This is a genomic window from Bacillus horti, assembly GCF_030813115.1.
Taxonomy (GTDB): domain Bacteria; phylum Bacillota; class Bacilli; order Caldalkalibacillales; family JCM-10596; genus Bacillus_CH; species Bacillus_CH horti.
In genome coordinates this window covers 82,580-97,776 of record NZ_JAUSTY010000012.1, presented here as the reverse complement: position 1 = coordinate 97,776, position 15,197 = coordinate 82,580, and the positions used below count along the sequence as shown (strand labels likewise).

Below are 15,197 nucleotides of genomic sequence, written 5' to 3'. Positions count from 1 at the left end.
ATAATCTAATCCTAAGCTTCAAGTGATAGGCACTCTAGCTGGAATCTGGTAATTCAATTGACAGACCACCTTCCCATTCACATAGACACTTTGTAAAATAGGACGGTGAGCGTCAGTCCGAACAATGAGCAGATCAGCCTTTTTCCCGATCTCAAGTGATCCAACATGACCCTCAATGTGTAACGCTTTAGCTGGGTGTAAGGACACTAGATTGACCGCCTGTTGAAGAGGAAGTCCTGTGGAATAGAGCTTAAAAGCAGCATGTAGTAGAGACGAAGGATAATAGTCTGAGCACAGTATATCTACCACATTCTCATGAATGGCTTCCATAGCTGATAGATTATTACTATGTGACTTCCCTAGCATGACATTTGGTGCACCCATCACAACAGACAAGCCCATTTCCTTTGCTTTTTTGGCCACCGCAAGCTCAATAGGGAACTCACAAATGACTGCATGCCAGTCCTTAACAACCTCTAGCTTTTCGACCGTATCATCATCATGAGAGGCAACAGGTATTCCGTGCTCTAAAGCAAGGTCAGCCAAATCTTGAATCAGTTTCGGGTCTAGCTTTTGCTGTGTCCTGTGTGCCTCTATAATTTCATTAGCCTCCGTCTCACTGAAATGGCGATGCTCCATCAACAGTTTTCTATGAATTTCAATGTCTCTAAATTGCCCCTGACCTGGAGTATGGTCCATAAAGGATAGCTGGTGGATATGACCATTTCTAAGGAGCTCTTTTACATCCTCAAGTGCCGTTACATTCGTGATTTCATAGCGTAAGTGAATCTTGTGGCGAATTAAAAACTCTCCCTGTGCTAGCCCATGGATTTCCTTAATGGTGTTTAAAACCGTTCTGTTTTGTCTGACCCATTTTTTAGCGTCCTCATCAAGTAAAGACAAGGAGTGATAGATCGTGGTGATCCCTTCTCCAACAAGCTTTTTCTCTAGCTCGTAAAAGGATACCTCCATCGGAAAGGCGCTGCTTGGTCTAGGCTCAAGCTCCATTTCAATGGCATCACTGTGTGAATCAACTAACCCCGGCAGGACATAGCTTCCATGTACATCGATACATTCTGTTGGTTGAACAGAGCTTTGGATAAGTCCTTCTTCAATGGCTATAATGCGATCCTCTTCAATAAGTATGGAACCGTTCTGAATGACTTTTGTTGGTGTCACGATCTGAGCGTTATAAATAAGGATGGACATTGTCATCTTTCACCTCATATGCTTATTTTGCCTGTCTTATAAGGTTACCTAGGTTAAAAGTCTTTTTACGATAATAGAGAATGAACTAGCTTCTGTGTGTAAGCATGCTGAGGGTCCTCCAAAATTTGATCGGTTAACCCTTGCTCGATTACCCTCCCACCTTTCATGACCATTGTTCGATCAGCAAGCATTCGAATGACACCTAGGTCATGAGAAACAAGGATCATTCCTACATTGAATTGACGCTGAATATTGCGTATTAGGTCGAGCACCCTAGCTTGAACAGACAAATCTAGGCCTGTTGTAACCTCATCAAGCAGTAAAATGGGTGGGTTATTAGCTAAAGCTTTAGAGATTTGCACTCTTTGTTGCATTCCCCCACTAAAATTCTTCGGCTGTTCATTTATCCTAGAAATAGGGATCTCTACATGCTCTAGTAGCTCTGTTGCTCTTGCTCGAATGCTTCCAACGTGATAGGAGCCTGAAGCAATCAGCTTCTCGGCGATATTTCCTCCACTGGAGAAGGACATTTTTAATCCAAGCCATGGATTTTGATAGATCATTCCTAGCAGATGGTTACGAATATATCTCTTTTGCTGAGCGGACTCACTAAATATATCAAGCTCACCATTTTTGTACGCTGCTATATGAGCTGACCCTGAGGTAATCTGATCATCAAAATATAGACATTTCACCAAAGTACTCTTTCCTGATCCACTTTCACCAACGATTCCTAAGATTTCCCCCTGATATAGATCAAAATTAACATCTATACACGCCCAAACACTGCCACAATGCGGACAGCGCTGACCTTCTTCAGCAAGGAAGGTAGGGTCTGTGCATCGGGAGCAGCCCTTTCCATATCTCTTGTTCAGATGCTGTACCTTCAACTGTGGCTGTTCCGTCACTGTAGACCTAATAGTATCCTGCATAACGATGAACTCCTTTACCTTTGTTTTTCAACACAGTATGACGTATCGGAGCATTGATACAGCTTTCTTCCTGTTTGATCACTATAGATCTCATCAAGGAAAGTATCCGTACTTCCGCATAAATGACAGGACTGCCCATCAAACGCTTCAACCTCAAACGGGTAATCCTCAAATTGAAGAGGAGTAACAGAGGTGTAGGGAGGTATGGCATAGATTTTTTTCTCCCGACCTGCTCCGAACAGATAAAGTCCTTCAGATTGATTAAGCTTTAATAAGTCATAGCGTGGAATAGGGCTTGGATTAAAGATGTACCGATCATGAGCCATACTTGGATAGTCAGCACCAATCGTAATTTTTCCCCACTTCACAATATCCTCGTACAGGCGCAGCCACATACTGCTATAGTCCATTTCAGCATGTAAACGTTTCGTTTCTTGCTCCTTTGCTTCCACTCGTCGGAGCGGCTCTGGTAAGGGAACTTGTAGCACTAGAATTTGGTCTGCACGTAACGGTCTCTCCGGGACACGATGTCTCGTCTGGATTAAAGTTGCATCAGCCGTGCTATCAGTCGTTTCTACATTCGTACAGCTTTGCACGAGGCGTTTAATACTGACCGCATTCACGCTATCGTCATGCCCTTGATCGATCACCTTCAAGCAATCTGCTTCTCCAATTAGAGACAGGGTCAATTGAAGTCCTCCTGTTCCCCATCCTCTTCCAATGGGCATTTCTCTAGAGGCAAAAGGTACCTGGTAGCCTGGAATAGCGATAGCTTTAAGAGTAGCTCTTCGTATTTCTCTCTTTGATCCTTCATCTAAAAAAGCGTAATTGTACTTTTGCTCAGTCTGCTGAAACATGCTGTTCATCCTTTCCCACATTCTGTGCTTGATGTTTTCCTGTATTCTGCGCTTGACGGATGCGGTCAAGTGAAGATTGGAAGGTAATATAATGAGGCATTTTCAAATGGGAAACAAAGCCATGTGCCTCAACACTGTCAATATGCAGCAAAACAAACTCTTCATCCTGTGTTGGTGAATGTCCCTGCGTATCTAAGCTTCTTTCCAATATAGCCATAGAAATAGCTTTGACCTCATTCTGTCCCATCGTTAATCCGTAGCCTAGCATAAACTCAACGTCTCCTTGATCGTTCTGAGTAAAGGAATTAATCGTTTCTACCTCGGTTAACAGCATTTCACCGATATAAATAGAGTCCTCCTCATCCTTTCCACTACCATATGGATAAGGGATATATACATCCGTGTACCCTACTCTTAACTCACCAATAGTGGGATGGACAGCTCCGTACCCTCGCATACTGCTGTAAGCAAAAGCGGTCATCGCGCCCGTTTCCCCTCTAGCCAATAGCTGAAGCCTTGCTGAACGTGGAAGTGGGAACGATAGCTTTTCTCTTGTGACATCAAACGGTTCGTCCTCTACAGCTTGACGATCGGCCATTAGCTTTTGATCTTTTAACAATTCAACCACCTTTGGAAAAGAATCAAGCGTTTCCTCAGACTCTATGTCAATCTCTAACTCCTGTAAAAAGCTTATAATGGCCTGCTGATCCTCCTGCCTTAGCTCAAAGTTCAACAAACGATGTGTATAATCATAAGTAGGACCTAATAGCTGCCCTCCGGGAATATCCTTAAAAGCAGAGGAAATTCGGCGTATAACACGCATATTTCCTGGCTCAACCGTTAAAGAATAATGATTCCTTGGTAGGGTTGAACGGTAGGCTCGCAATAAAAAGGCTGCCTCTGATGGATCACCTTCAGCTTGCTTCAAGGCTAAAGAGGCGTATCCTGGCGCATACAGCCCACCTTCTCCCATTACTCGGTCAATAAGTAGTCTCATTTGGCTCCTAATTTCTTCTGTTGGTAAAGCTTGCTTAGCTGCCTGTAAGCGATATAAGTGAACAAGCTTTTCCGCTCCTTCTATCGCCTTCTGACCACCTGTTACGGCAACGTACCCCATGTTATTGATCCTCTCTTTCAACAGATGTCGTTCTCGGTAAAACCATTACATCACCCTCAGCTGTAGCTAGGATCATATCGATACCTAAAGGAAATTCTTGATTACGGATAGCCCTTTCCTCCATCCACTTCCAATTCAAGCCGGTTACGCTACACGACGTACTTTCTTGAATGCCTGGTCCACGTAGACGAAGCCCATAAGCTTCTCCTGTTGAAGAAGATAACTCTTGGACAAGCAGAACCATAGTTGTACTTGTATGAGGATCAATCAATGTCCCTCCATTCACTTGCTGCATGATTACACCCACTTCTTGTTCATCCAGTTCAGTCTCTAGAACAAAAACAAAGTCAGCCTGTTCCAGCTCAGAAGGTTTGCTAAACGTCTTCCATTGTAAGCTTTGCTCCACCAGCTGCTGCTTAGCTCCAGAAACACAAAACGTAACCTCTCGATCGAGCAAGGTGTACGCTATACCCGCTATGGCAGGAGGAAGGTCTGCTTGATGATCTAGCATTTTAATCGAATTGTATAGGTTGTGAATGGTACCAGGTCTTGCTGCACAATCTAATAGCTTTCTGAAAATGTACTGGGTATCATAAACCATACTAAAATCGATCATCTCAGCTTTTGTCATTGTAATCCTCCATCGTGTCAAAATGAACTCGAGTCTGAGCTAGCTTAGCCCATTCCTGTAGCTTTCTATTGTTATTATCCTTTTCCACCTGTACTAGCTCATCCTCCCAGCTAGAAGTAAGTGGCAGCCCCGCATTATAGGCTGCATCTATAACGGCCAACTGATAGGAACGCTCGAAGTCATCCCCCATGATTACACCCATGCCAAACATACCATCAATAGAAACTGTACATTCTGTCACTAATACCTCTCCTAAGTAAAAGGGGGTCTGTGAAACCGAATCGCGCGTTTTGGTCATTACTAATCCTGTTGTTGGTGGAGCTTCAACCTTAACCTTTGCTACTTTTTCAATTTGTCCAGCATATTGTGACAATACGTTACGTTCTGCTTCAATTAATATCTTGGTCAATCTCGCTTTTTTCATAGCTTCTCCTTCCTGTTCTGTACATCTTCCTATTTCTGTTTATTTAATCTACTAGTATAATTACTAGCTAAAACTCAATCATGTATTTATGTCGATCTCCCCGAATTCTGGCTACACTGTATTCAATTGGAGCTCCTCCAGGATGATTCATCAGGCTTTCAATCTGTACTATGGGTACACTTTCCGGGATGTCCAATAGCTTTGCGTCTTTTAATAGAGGTAAACACGCTTGAACAATAGATTTTTTTCGAATGGGACGAAAGCGGTACTGTTCTATAAAAATGCGATATAAAGAGCTAAAGTTAGTCAGATGTGTCTCCAAATCGGGGAACTCTTCCTTTGGCAATACGGTAGAGGTAACAGAAAGAGGATTATCATCAGTTGAACGCATAATCTCTAGCCTGTATACCCGGGCTCCTTCAGCAAGCTCTAAATTAGCTCGCTCTTCATCACCGGCAATCCCTTCCTCCCAGCTTAGTAATTTAGCGGTGTAGGGTAGTCCTTGGCTTTCCATGTTCTCAGAAAATCGTGTTTGTGATGAAAGAACATACTGAATGGGCTCAACCAGTTGGTTGACGTAGCACCCTCTTCCTTGAACAGGTGTAACCCAGCCCAAGTTCGTCATTCTAGCAATAGCTTGCCTAACAACGTGACGGTTGACTTGAAACTGTCTACAAAGGTCATTTTCAGAAGGAATTTTTTGATTCTCTGAAAAAACACCCTGGCGAATTTGCTTAATCAAATACTCGGCTATCTCCAAATGAAGCACACCATCATCCTGCGTTTTCACCCTCACATCCCCCTCTCACACTTAAGTCCTCTTGCTTATTTCAAATCTAACTTATCAACAAGTTCACATGGTTAAGGAGATGTAAAAAATGATTGAAAATTTGTAAATTTTTTTAACTACGACATTGTTACGTAAAGGGGACAGTCATCATTTTTACATTTTAAAATCCAAATTTTCTTTACATAGGTTGTACTCTAAGCTGATTTTGTGCCTCAACTCATGTGATTTTACGCTTTTAGTGGTAGAAAGAAAAAGCCATATACAAGGGGAATCCCTTTTCAAAAAGTTTACAATTTCACTATGGTTCCTTAAAACTGGATTAAACATTGTTGTTTATTATGGAAACCGAATAAGCATTATTTCTTGTAAAAAAACTAATTGATGCTTAGAAAAAGAGGGGAGACTTCACATGAAAAGATCTTACTTATTTTTTGTATTTGCGGTGTTAGCAAGCTTTGCTCTACTTGCTGGATGTTCTAGTTCTTCTGATACAGGAGCAAATGAACCATCAGGCAACAATTCTCAACAAGAAAATCCTTCTACAGGAGCTGAAACTCCTGCAGCAGAGGAAGGTGGTACAATAACAATCGTTTGGTACCCAAATGAATCTGGAGCAGACTTGAAGGATGCGCGTGATGCGATTGCAGAACTAGTTGAGGATGCAACTGGTAAAACAGTCGAGCACAGAACAACAACTGATTACATCATCGCTATTGAAACTATTGCTAACGGAAATGCTGATCTAGCATTTATGGGTGCGGTAGGATACATTGAAGCAAATAATAGAAATAGTAATGTTCTTCCAATTGCTGTTCCAAGTGGTTCATCTGGAACGCTTGATGATGCTGTTTATTACAGCTGGCTAGCTGTGAAAAAAGGAAATGAAGATCAATATAAAGATGGGGATCAATTCTCCATTGAAAATATAGTAGATAAAAGGTTCTCCTTTGTTTCTAACAGCTCAACCTCTGGATTTGTCGTTCCATCAACTGGAATTGTAGATTATTTCAGTAATACAGATGAGTTCAAGGATTTAACATCCGATGATTTACTTGAAGGTGGGGACTTCTTCTCTGAAGTATCCTACGGTGGTTCTCACCAAGGATCAGCTGTTAACCTTCTAACAGATCGTGTAGACATTGCCGCGTTTTGTGATACATGTGTGAACAACTATGTAGAGCTTTTAGAAGGTGAAGAAAATAGACCTGGATCTGTCTACGGTGTTAGAGCTGATGCTGCAGAACCGTTTAACACGATTCCTGGAGAAGAATTCGTTCTTATCTCTGTAACTCCTGTACTTAACGCTCCATTTGTTGCAAACAGAGATAATGTAAGTGATGCTGACTTTGCAGCGATTGTAGCAGCATTTACATCTGATGAGGCAGCTAATAATGAACAAATCTTTGTTCCTAGAGACACAGGAGCAACTGGATTGTTTAGCAAATCAGCTGATGAGCGTTTTATTCAAGTTGAAGATGCATGGTTTAACCCAATTCGCGAATTATCTAATTAATTCATACAGTTAAGCTTTGGGGGTCGGCTAGATGCTAAGCATCTAAGGTTACATAAGCCGATCCCTCCCCCTAATTTTGCCTAGAACAATTTACTCTAGAATAGGAAGGGAGTTGTCCATGACTACATTATTAGAATTCAAAAACGTTTCCAAGCAGTATGGCTCTGATACTGTAGCTTTAGCTGATGTCAACTTTTCTGTACAAGAGGGAGAGTTCGTTTCCGTTATTGGTCCATCTGGAGCGGGAAAATCAACTCTCCTTCGTTGTATTAACAGAATGATTCAGGCAAGTGATGGAGAAATTCAGTTTGATGGAGATAACGTATTATCCCTAAATAAAAAAGGCTTACGACAGCTTAGAACCAAGATCGGCATGGTTTTCCAGCATTATAATTTAGTAAATCGTCTTAGTGTAATTGAGAACGTGCTTCACGGAAGACTAGGCTATAAATCAACATTGGCTGGTGCTTTAGGTTTATACAATAATGAAGAAAAAAATCAAGCGGTGGAGCTTCTAGGCACTCTTGGTCTGGATGAGCAGATTTATAAAAGAAGTGATCAGTTAAGCGGTGGGCAGAAGCAAAGAGTTGGTATAGCTAGAGCTTTAATTCAAAATCCAAAGATGCTTCTTTGTGATGAGCCTATTGCCTCTCTTGACCCTAATGCCTCAAAAACGATAATGGATCACTTAAGAAACATTTCGACAAACATGGGGATTACCGTACTGGTCAACCTGCACCAGGTGGATGTTGCTTTGAAGTATTCAGATCGAATTATTGGCGTGAGCAAAGGACGAATTGTTTATGATGGTTCTCCTAAAGAAATTACGATGGAACAGATCCATGAGATTTACGGCTCACAAATGGGAGAATTAATTATTGATGTAGAAGAAGTAGGAAAAGCAGGAGAAAACAATGCCAAAAACGCCGTCTGATTTTTTCGCTAAAAAGAGAAGAAACACATTACTAGTCATTGCTGCTATTATAGGTATCACATATGGATCTATGATTCTTACAGAATTTGATGTGATTCAAGGAATTACTTCTATTCCTAAGGCGTTTGAATGGGGAGTAAGTCATTTTTATCCCGATGCAAAATCCCTTGAACGGCTACCACGTATTATGGAGAAGCTTATTGAAACCATTCTGCTCTCCATTGCCGCAACAACGGTTGCCGCCATATTTGCTCTGCTTTTTGCCATATTTGGCTCACAAACAACAAGGACAAACAACTTTCTAGCTGTAATTAGTCGTGGAATTGCTACTTTATTTAGGAATATTGACGTTGCAGCTTGGTCGTTAATTCTATTGTTTTCCTTTGGGCAAAGCTCATTGACAGGATATTTTGCTCTGTTTTTTGTTTCTTTTGGTTTTTTAACACGTGCGTTTATGGAATCCATTGACGAGGTAAGTAATAGCTCTGTTGAAGCGCTACGAGCTACGGGGGCAAGCTATTTTTCTATTATTTCTAATTCCGTGATGCCTTCAAGTAGCCCACAGTTAATTAGCTGGATCTTATTTATGGTTGAAACAAATATTCGTAGCGCAACATTAGTCGGTATTTTAACGGGAACAGGAATTGGTTTTTCCTTCGACCTTTATTATAAAAGTTTAAATTATAGTGCCGCTAGCTTGGTCGTTATTACGATTGTACTATCCATTATTTCTATTGAGATTATTTCAAATTACGTAAGAAGGGTGATTCTATAGTGTCTGAGCATAAATCAAGTGGAGTACTCCTTGAGCAACCGTCTAGGCGAATTAAGAGTAAGCCCTTTACAAAAGCAAGATTCGTCACTCAGGTTACGTTATTGGTTCTAGGCTTGCTAACCGTATATGGCTTCTATACGTTTGACTATAGAAATATCACGCTATTGGACGGACTGCTATCGACATTGGTTAACTTTAAAGTAATGTTTACGGAAGCACACTTTCAGCACTTTACATTCTGGGAAGGGCTATATCAAGTATTGATCACTCTAGCTCTGGCTATGCTTACTACTTTGCTTGGAGCCATCATCGCTCTATTCGGAGGACTATTTGCGGCTCAGAACCTATCTAACAAATATGTTTCTAATGCGATTAAAGGGATTATTGCGTTTATTCGAGCTGTTCCTACCGTCCTTTGGGTATTAATCTTTGCCATTGCTGCTGGTCTTGGAAGTGTGGCCGCTGTTATAGGTATGACGTTCCACTCCGTAGGTTATTTAATTAAGGTTTATTCGGAGTCCTTTGAAGAGCTGGACTCGGGAGTTATTGAGGCCCTGAAGGGTAGTGGAGCAAATTGGTGGCAGATTGTTTTTCAGGCGGTCCTTCCCTCCTCCATCACATATATTATTTCTTGGACATTCTTGCGCTTTGAAATTAACTTCGGTGTGGCTATAGCTATGGGAGCAGCTGCTGGAGCAGGCGGTATTGGCTTTGACATGTTTATGGCTAGTGCGTTCTATTATGATATTCGGGAAATTGGTACGATTACGTACTTCATTCTATTCTTCGCTATCTTACTTGAGATGTTTGCCACAAGGATGAAGGGTAAGCTTCGTACTCAGCACTAAAGTAAATGCATAAGTAGAATGCAACTTTACACAGCAATACAAATAAATAAGCGTAATAAGGTTCTCGTTTGACTAGGTTGTTTGTTTAAGCTGGTCAGACGAGTTTTTTGTTATCCATATTTACCTCCTCCCCTGCACTTCTTCTCTTTTACAGCTCCTTTAAATACCTTCAAGAAATTTGGAGTTGCACGTTCATACTATCTGTTATATACTATATATAACAGATAGTTCAAAGAGAGGTGATCTTATGCTGATTCATATTAATCCTCAACTAGAAACGCCCATTTATACTCAATTAGCGAATCAAATAATTGAAGGGATAGCGACTGGTAGGCTCGCTCCAGCTGAAGAGCTTCCATCTGTCCGTTCCCTAGCGGCTGACTTAGGTATTAATTTGCACACCGTTAATAAAGCTTATAACTATCTAAAACAAGAGGGCTTCCTGCAGGTTCATCGTCAAAAGGGAGCCATTGTATCACCTACCCCAATGCCTGCTGCAGACGAATTCTACTATCAAAAGCTTCATGAGCAGCTAAGACCAATGGTTGCTGAATCGATCTGTAGGCAGGTTGATGAAGAAGAATTCTTGAAGCTATGCCGTAGCTTGTATCAAGAATTGGTTACTCAAAAGGAGGAATAAACGATGGAAAACTGGATCATGTATGCTATGCTTTTTATCTTATTTATACCCGTAGGATTAACGCTTTCTTTTATCCCCTTTTTCACAAGAAAAACAGAAAGCTTTGGTATTTCCATTAGTGAATCCATTTATTCAATACCTGAACTAAAGAAATTAAGATGGTCGTATACATGGATTAATCTACTACTCTGGATAGTCATTACTCTAACGGTTCTTGTATTTGCAGGCAGCTTAACGGAGCAACAGCTAGCTTTAAGCATAGGAATCACCATTCCACTTTTTTGCTCTCTATCATTTGTCGTGTATTATCTTCACCATAGAAAAATGAAGGAGCTTAAAGCTATTCATAACTGGAGTTCACCAAAACAAGTGGTTGTGATCGATTCGAACTTTCGAAGTCAAAAGCTAACCTACTCAAGCCTGTGGTTTATCCCTCACTTCTTATTGATTTTAGTGACGTTAGGTATGGCTGTTTTTCTTTATGATCGATTTCCTAATGAAATCGTCATGCAATATGACTTTAGTGGAAACCCTACAAATACCATTCAGAAAACACCAACTAATGTGTTGTGGCCTGTCGCTATCCAATTTTTTATGCTTGTGTTGTTCATATTCATTAATTACATTATAGGAGCTAGTAAGCAGCAGTTGGACGCCGCACAGCCAGAAAAATCAAAACAACAGAATATTATTTTTAGACAGCACTGGTCTCGCTTCACGATTATCATGGGCTTTTTAACCATTAGCTTGTTCAGCTTCTCTTTACTAAGTCAGCTTTTCTCTTTCAGTTACTTGATTATATCTATCTTTCTAATCTTTTTTGTGGCCATTATCATGATCTATACGATCTGGTTATCAGTTAAGGTAGGACAAGGCGGAAGCAGAGTAAGGATATCTAGCAATAACGGAACAGCTGGTGTTGAAAGTATTGATGAAGATCGCTACTGGAAGCTTGGCGTGATTTACTTTAATCCTAAGGACCCTGCCACATTTGTTGAGAAACGCTTTGGTGTAGGCTGGACCGTTAATTTTGCTCGACCATTAGCTTGGATTTCTCTCGGAGGGATCATCCTGTTCACCGTGCTTATTATCATTTTTGTTAGATAGACATTTTAGATCGGAGGGGTGAAGTCACCCTTCCTCCAACTGGCCCAATTTCTTCAGTAGATGGATAACCAGTTGTTTTTCATCATCATTTAAACTGGATAATATAGAATGAAGCCCAGCGCTATGCTTCTGAAAAATATGATCAAAAAAATTATGCCCATTTTCTGTAAGTTTAGCATATATAACTCTTCTATCCTCTTTAGAAGGAATACGTAGTAGTAATCCTTTTTCCTCAAGTTTATCGATGTTATAGGTAATACTCCCGCTAGAAACAAGATTGCTTTGCCAAACCTGCTGTAAAGGGACACAACCCTTTGTATATAAAACCTCTAGAATCATGAACTCAGAAGGAGACATATCATATTTCTTCATATCTTTCTTAGCTAGGTCCATGATGAATTTAGACGTTTTAGACAGGATGATGAATAGTTCAAAGGATACATTATAGTTTTCTACTAATCTAGACATTCTCCCACCACCTTCATTGTATCTATCTCCATATTTTCTACTTTTCTACACTACTTTTTTAATTGGTTCTGCCTTTAAACGCTGCATAAGGTTCAATTGTGAAAATGAAAAAAGGAGTAGTGCACACCAAATCAATGAAAACCCCATAAAATGTGTCCTTGTAAATGTTTCCTGAAAGATAAAAACACCTACGAGAAGTTGAAGTGTCGGATTAATATATTGGAGAAAGCCTAATGTGGTTAATGAGACCTGTTGAGCTCCTTTTGCAAACCATACCAGTGGCAATGCAGTCACAACACCACCTCCGATCAAGAGTATTGTAACAGGAAGAGATAAATGCCCAAAAGAACTATCTCCAGTTCTCCCAATATAGAAGAGATAGAACAGAACAATAGGTAAAATGAACATAGTTTCTAGGGTCACTGAGGCTATAGATTCTACTTTCACAAGCTTCTTAACTAAGCCATATAAGGCAAAGGACGAAGCAATAACAATCGAAATCCAGGGGATCCCTCCCAATTGAAACATGATAACCACAACACCGCCAATGGCAAGCAATAAGGAAATGTTTTTCCAGAGATCCAGCTTCTCTCTCAAAAAAATGATTCCTAAAATAACACTAAAAAGCGGACTTATATAATACCCAAGACTTGCTTCAATCACATGACTCGAGGATACTGCCCAAATAAAAAGTAACCAGTTTGTACTAATAAGAATGGCAGCAATGAACATCCAAAATGTTTTTGCCCCACTAAGCAATATCTGCTTACAATGCTTCCAACCCCCAATGACAAACAATATAACTGATGCGAAAACAAAGGACCAGAGTATACGATGGGCAAATACCTCGATTGCCGGTAGCTCCTTGAGTAAATACCAATAAAGTGGAAGGGTACCCCAAGCAGCATATGCTGCAATGGTATAGGTAATACCCATGCTGTAGCCCGAAGACTTGTTCATCAATAATCACCATCCTACTTTGTTTGAGTTACTTTTAGCATACAGCTTTTTTGTTGCATTAGTAAAATGAATCTTTATAATTATATATATGAATTATATTAATTAAAGTTGGTGAGATCATGACTATTATCCAGATGCAGGTTTTCGTAAAAGTAGTGGAAACAGGAAGTTTTACAAAAGCAGCTGAGGAATTGGGACTAACACAATCCGCAGTGAGCCACGCGATTGCAGGTTTGGAGTCTACTTTAGGATTTCATTTAATTATACGTAACCGCTCGGGTACAAGAATGACGGCTAATGGAGAAAAAATGCTCACTTATATACGTCATATCTTGCATCAAACTGACCTAATGCAGCAAGAAGCAGACAATATCATGGGATTACAAGGTGGTAAGGTGCGTATTGGCACCTTTGAGAGTGTTTCTATTCATTGGTTACCAGGGATCATAGGGCAATTTCAGAAAAACCATCCTCAAATCGACATTGAATTATTAGAGGGCGAGTACCAGGAAATTAAGGAGTGGATCGCTGATGGAACCGTGGATTTGGGGTTTATCCTTGAAGAAGAAAAGCTTTCTCTAGATTTCCACCCTTTGAAAAAAGATCGTTTAGTGTTACTTCTCCCGGATGGGCATTTTCTTTCTGAGGTGCAAGATCCATCCATTGAACAAATTGGAGTACAACCTTTTATTATGCCTAAAAAAGGGTGTGATGAGCACCTCAGAAAGCTGTTTAAAGAAGCAAATGTGCAAGCTAATACACTTTTTACAATAAGAGATGCCCATACTATTGTTGCGTTGGTCCAAGCAGGGCTTGGAATAAGCATTATGCCAGAATTAACCTTACCAAAGCAGATGGATAAAATTAGGACCGCTTATGTTGGCGAAGAAGTGTATAGAACGATAGGTGTTGCTTCCAGTTCCTTCAAACGTTTATCCCCAGCTGTTAAGAGTTTTTTTGAGTTGACGAAATCTTTCGTCCAGAAACAAGCATGTTAGCTTGTTATACTTTAAACCAGCTAATTGAATGTCAAGTCAAGCTTCTTGTAAGGAATAGCTTCTTTTCTCTGTCTTCCACTTCTGCCTTCCACTTCTAAGGTGCAGTTTTGACCGTTAGAGCAAGGATTCGTGTGATTGCGTGAATAAGCCACTTCCCTTCATTCCATATTAAATGGATGGCAGTGGCTTTTTTGTATGATGTAAACTGTTGTATTCACTACTGCTCTTCCGGGATATCCACTTTGTATTCATTCTTCATCTTATGTATTCCTTAGCGAGGCTTGTATCGATTTTCAGTAGGTACTAGAGTCGCATAATCGGGGGTCCATTTAGGAGGACCATATTTTTTAAGATAAGACAATTTGTTCACGTATGTATTCATATCTACTTCCTGAGAAAAGCGTTTAAAAACTTCCCAACAAGCGTGCACATCATTCATAGCTCTGTGAGCTCCCTCTAACGTAACAGCAAAATGATCACAAGTATCCTTTAACGTATGGGGATAGTAGAGTAATTCTCTACTAATTGTTAACGTATCAACAAATGGGTTAGTAAAGCTACGGTTTGCCAGTCTCATGAATGTATAGTGTAAAAAGGCCAAGTCAAACGCTGCATTATGAGCTACCAATAAACTATCCTTCAACAGCCGATTTAGGATTCGAAAGGAGGTATCCTCTGTTAGCCCATCCTGTAAATCCTCATCTTGGATGCCTGTCAGCTCGACAATCTTGGGGGCTAGCTTTCCGTCAAAATAGATTAAAGTAGAAAATTCACTAATAACCTTATCATCTTTACAGCGAATGGCGGCTATCTCTATCACTCTATCCCTTTGTGGATCAAGCCCTGACGTTTCAAAATCAAAAACAGTAACATACGGGTATTGTGACATATAAGCTCCTTCCTTATTTCAATGTGCGGAAATTCAATAAACGAAACTATTATTTCTAGTCTATCATTTTTGTCGATTTGAGAACATCCGACTTCTTCTATTTCC

Annotated in this window: 17 protein-coding genes; 7 read left to right on the top strand and 10 right to left on the bottom strand. The window is 40.3% G+C overall.

Going from position 1 to position 15,197, the window contains the following annotated elements; all coding sequences use genetic code 11:
- Positions 1-18: 18 nt before the first annotated feature.
- From J2S11_RS14460 to phnF, 7 genes are all read right to left on the bottom strand, one after another.
- Positions 19-1,209 (bottom strand): alpha-D-ribose 1-methylphosphonate 5-triphosphate diphosphatase, encoded by a 1,191-nt coding sequence (locus J2S11_RS14460; RefSeq protein ID WP_307395736.1) that lies wholly within the window; start codon positions 1,207-1,209, stop codon positions 19-21.
- A gap of 65 nt (positions 1,210-1,274) precedes the next feature.
- Positions 1,275-2,141 (bottom strand): ATP-binding cassette domain-containing protein, encoded by an 867-nt coding sequence (locus J2S11_RS14455; protein ID WP_307395734.1) that lies wholly within the window; start codon positions 2,139-2,141, stop codon positions 1,275-1,277.
- Positions 2,142-2,155: 14 nt separating this feature from the next.
- Positions 2,156-2,998 (bottom strand): alpha-D-ribose 1-methylphosphonate 5-phosphate C-P-lyase PhnJ, encoded by an 843-nt coding sequence (locus J2S11_RS14450; RefSeq protein WP_307395732.1) that lies wholly within the window; start codon positions 2,996-2,998, stop codon positions 2,156-2,158.
- Positions 2,982-4,115 (bottom strand): carbon-phosphorus lyase complex subunit PhnI, encoded by a 1,134-nt coding sequence (locus J2S11_RS14445; RefSeq protein ID WP_307395730.1) that lies wholly within the window; start codon positions 4,113-4,115, stop codon positions 2,982-2,984. The genes J2S11_RS14450 and J2S11_RS14445 overlap by 17 nt, the downstream gene beginning before the upstream one ends.
- A 1-nt stretch (position 4,116) precedes the next feature.
- Positions 4,117-4,746: a phosphonate C-P lyase system protein PhnH gene (phnH, locus tag J2S11_RS14440; RefSeq protein ID WP_307395728.1), complete on the bottom strand. Its 630-nt coding sequence runs from the start codon at positions 4,744-4,746 to the stop codon at positions 4,117-4,119.
- Positions 4,733-5,170 (bottom strand): phosphonate C-P lyase system protein PhnG, encoded by a 438-nt coding sequence (gene phnG / locus J2S11_RS14435; RefSeq protein WP_307395726.1) that lies wholly within the window; start codon positions 5,168-5,170, stop codon positions 4,733-4,735. Before phnG ends, phnH begins: the two co-directional genes overlap by 14 nt.
- 67 nt (positions 5,171-5,237) lie before the next feature.
- On the bottom strand, positions 5,238-5,960 hold the full coding sequence (phnF, locus tag J2S11_RS14430; RefSeq protein ID WP_307395724.1) for a phosphonate metabolism transcriptional regulator PhnF: 723 nt from the start codon (positions 5,958-5,960) through the stop codon (positions 5,238-5,240).
- A gap of 409 nt (positions 5,961-6,369) precedes the next feature.
- Between phnF and J2S11_RS14425 the strand changes: the two genes are divergently transcribed.
- The 6 genes from J2S11_RS14425 (at position 6,370) to J2S11_RS14400 (ending at position 11,777) form a co-directional block, all read left to right on the top strand.
- Complete coding sequence (locus tag J2S11_RS14425; RefSeq protein WP_307395723.1) at positions 6,370-7,473, top strand: PhnD/SsuA/transferrin family substrate-binding protein; 1,104 nt, start codon at positions 6,370-6,372, stop codon at positions 7,471-7,473.
- Positions 7,474-7,591: 118 nt separating this feature from the next.
- A complete protein-coding gene (phnC, locus tag J2S11_RS14420) occupies positions 7,592-8,407 on the top strand; it encodes a phosphonate ABC transporter ATP-binding protein (protein ID WP_307395722.1) in 816 nt (271 codons plus the stop codon).
- Positions 8,388-9,182: a PhnE/PtxC family ABC transporter permease gene (locus J2S11_RS14415; protein ID WP_307395720.1), complete on the top strand. Its 795-nt coding sequence runs from the start codon at positions 8,388-8,390 to the stop codon at positions 9,180-9,182. Before phnC ends, J2S11_RS14415 begins: the two co-directional genes overlap by 20 nt.
- Complete coding sequence (locus J2S11_RS14410) at positions 9,182-10,030, top strand: PhnE/PtxC family ABC transporter permease (RefSeq protein WP_307395718.1); 849 nt, start codon at positions 9,182-9,184, stop codon at positions 10,028-10,030. The genes J2S11_RS14415 and J2S11_RS14410 overlap by 1 nt, the downstream gene beginning before the upstream one ends.
- A 247-nt stretch (positions 10,031-10,277) precedes the next feature.
- Entirely contained in the window at positions 10,278-10,670 is a 393-nt protein-coding gene (locus J2S11_RS14405; RefSeq protein ID WP_307395716.1) for a GntR family transcriptional regulator, read from the top strand.
- A 3-nt stretch (positions 10,671-10,673) separates the two neighbouring features.
- Positions 10,674-11,777, top strand: coding sequence for a DUF1648 domain-containing protein (locus tag J2S11_RS14400; protein WP_307395714.1), 1,104 nt, complete (start codon positions 10,674-10,676; stop codon positions 11,775-11,777).
- Between the two features lie 24 nt (positions 11,778-11,801).
- Here the strand turns inward: J2S11_RS14400 and J2S11_RS14395 are convergent, their stop codons facing one another.
- Both J2S11_RS14395 and rarD read right to left on the bottom strand, forming a co-directional pair.
- A complete protein-coding gene (locus J2S11_RS14395) occupies positions 11,802-12,245 on the bottom strand; it encodes a MarR family winged helix-turn-helix transcriptional regulator (RefSeq protein ID WP_307395712.1) in 444 nt (147 codons plus the stop codon).
- A 45-nt stretch (positions 12,246-12,290) separates the two neighbouring features.
- The gene (rarD, locus tag J2S11_RS14390) at positions 12,291-13,205 is read right to left on the bottom strand and encodes an EamA family transporter RarD (RefSeq protein WP_307395711.1); all 915 of its coding nucleotides are present in this window, start codon (positions 13,203-13,205) and stop codon (positions 12,291-12,293) included.
- Positions 13,206-13,324: 119 nt separating this feature from the next.
- Between rarD and J2S11_RS14385 the strand changes: the two genes are divergently transcribed.
- Positions 13,325-14,203, top strand: a complete 879-nt coding sequence (locus J2S11_RS14385) for a LysR family transcriptional regulator (protein WP_307395709.1) — start codon at positions 13,325-13,327, stop codon at positions 14,201-14,203.
- Positions 14,204-14,474: 271 nt separating this feature from the next.
- Here J2S11_RS14385 and J2S11_RS14380 read toward each other — a convergent pair whose 3' ends face one another.
- Positions 14,475-15,092, bottom strand: coding sequence for a 3'-5' exonuclease (locus J2S11_RS14380; protein WP_307395707.1), 618 nt, complete (start codon positions 15,090-15,092; stop codon positions 14,475-14,477).
- Positions 15,093-15,197: the final 105 nt, after the last annotated feature.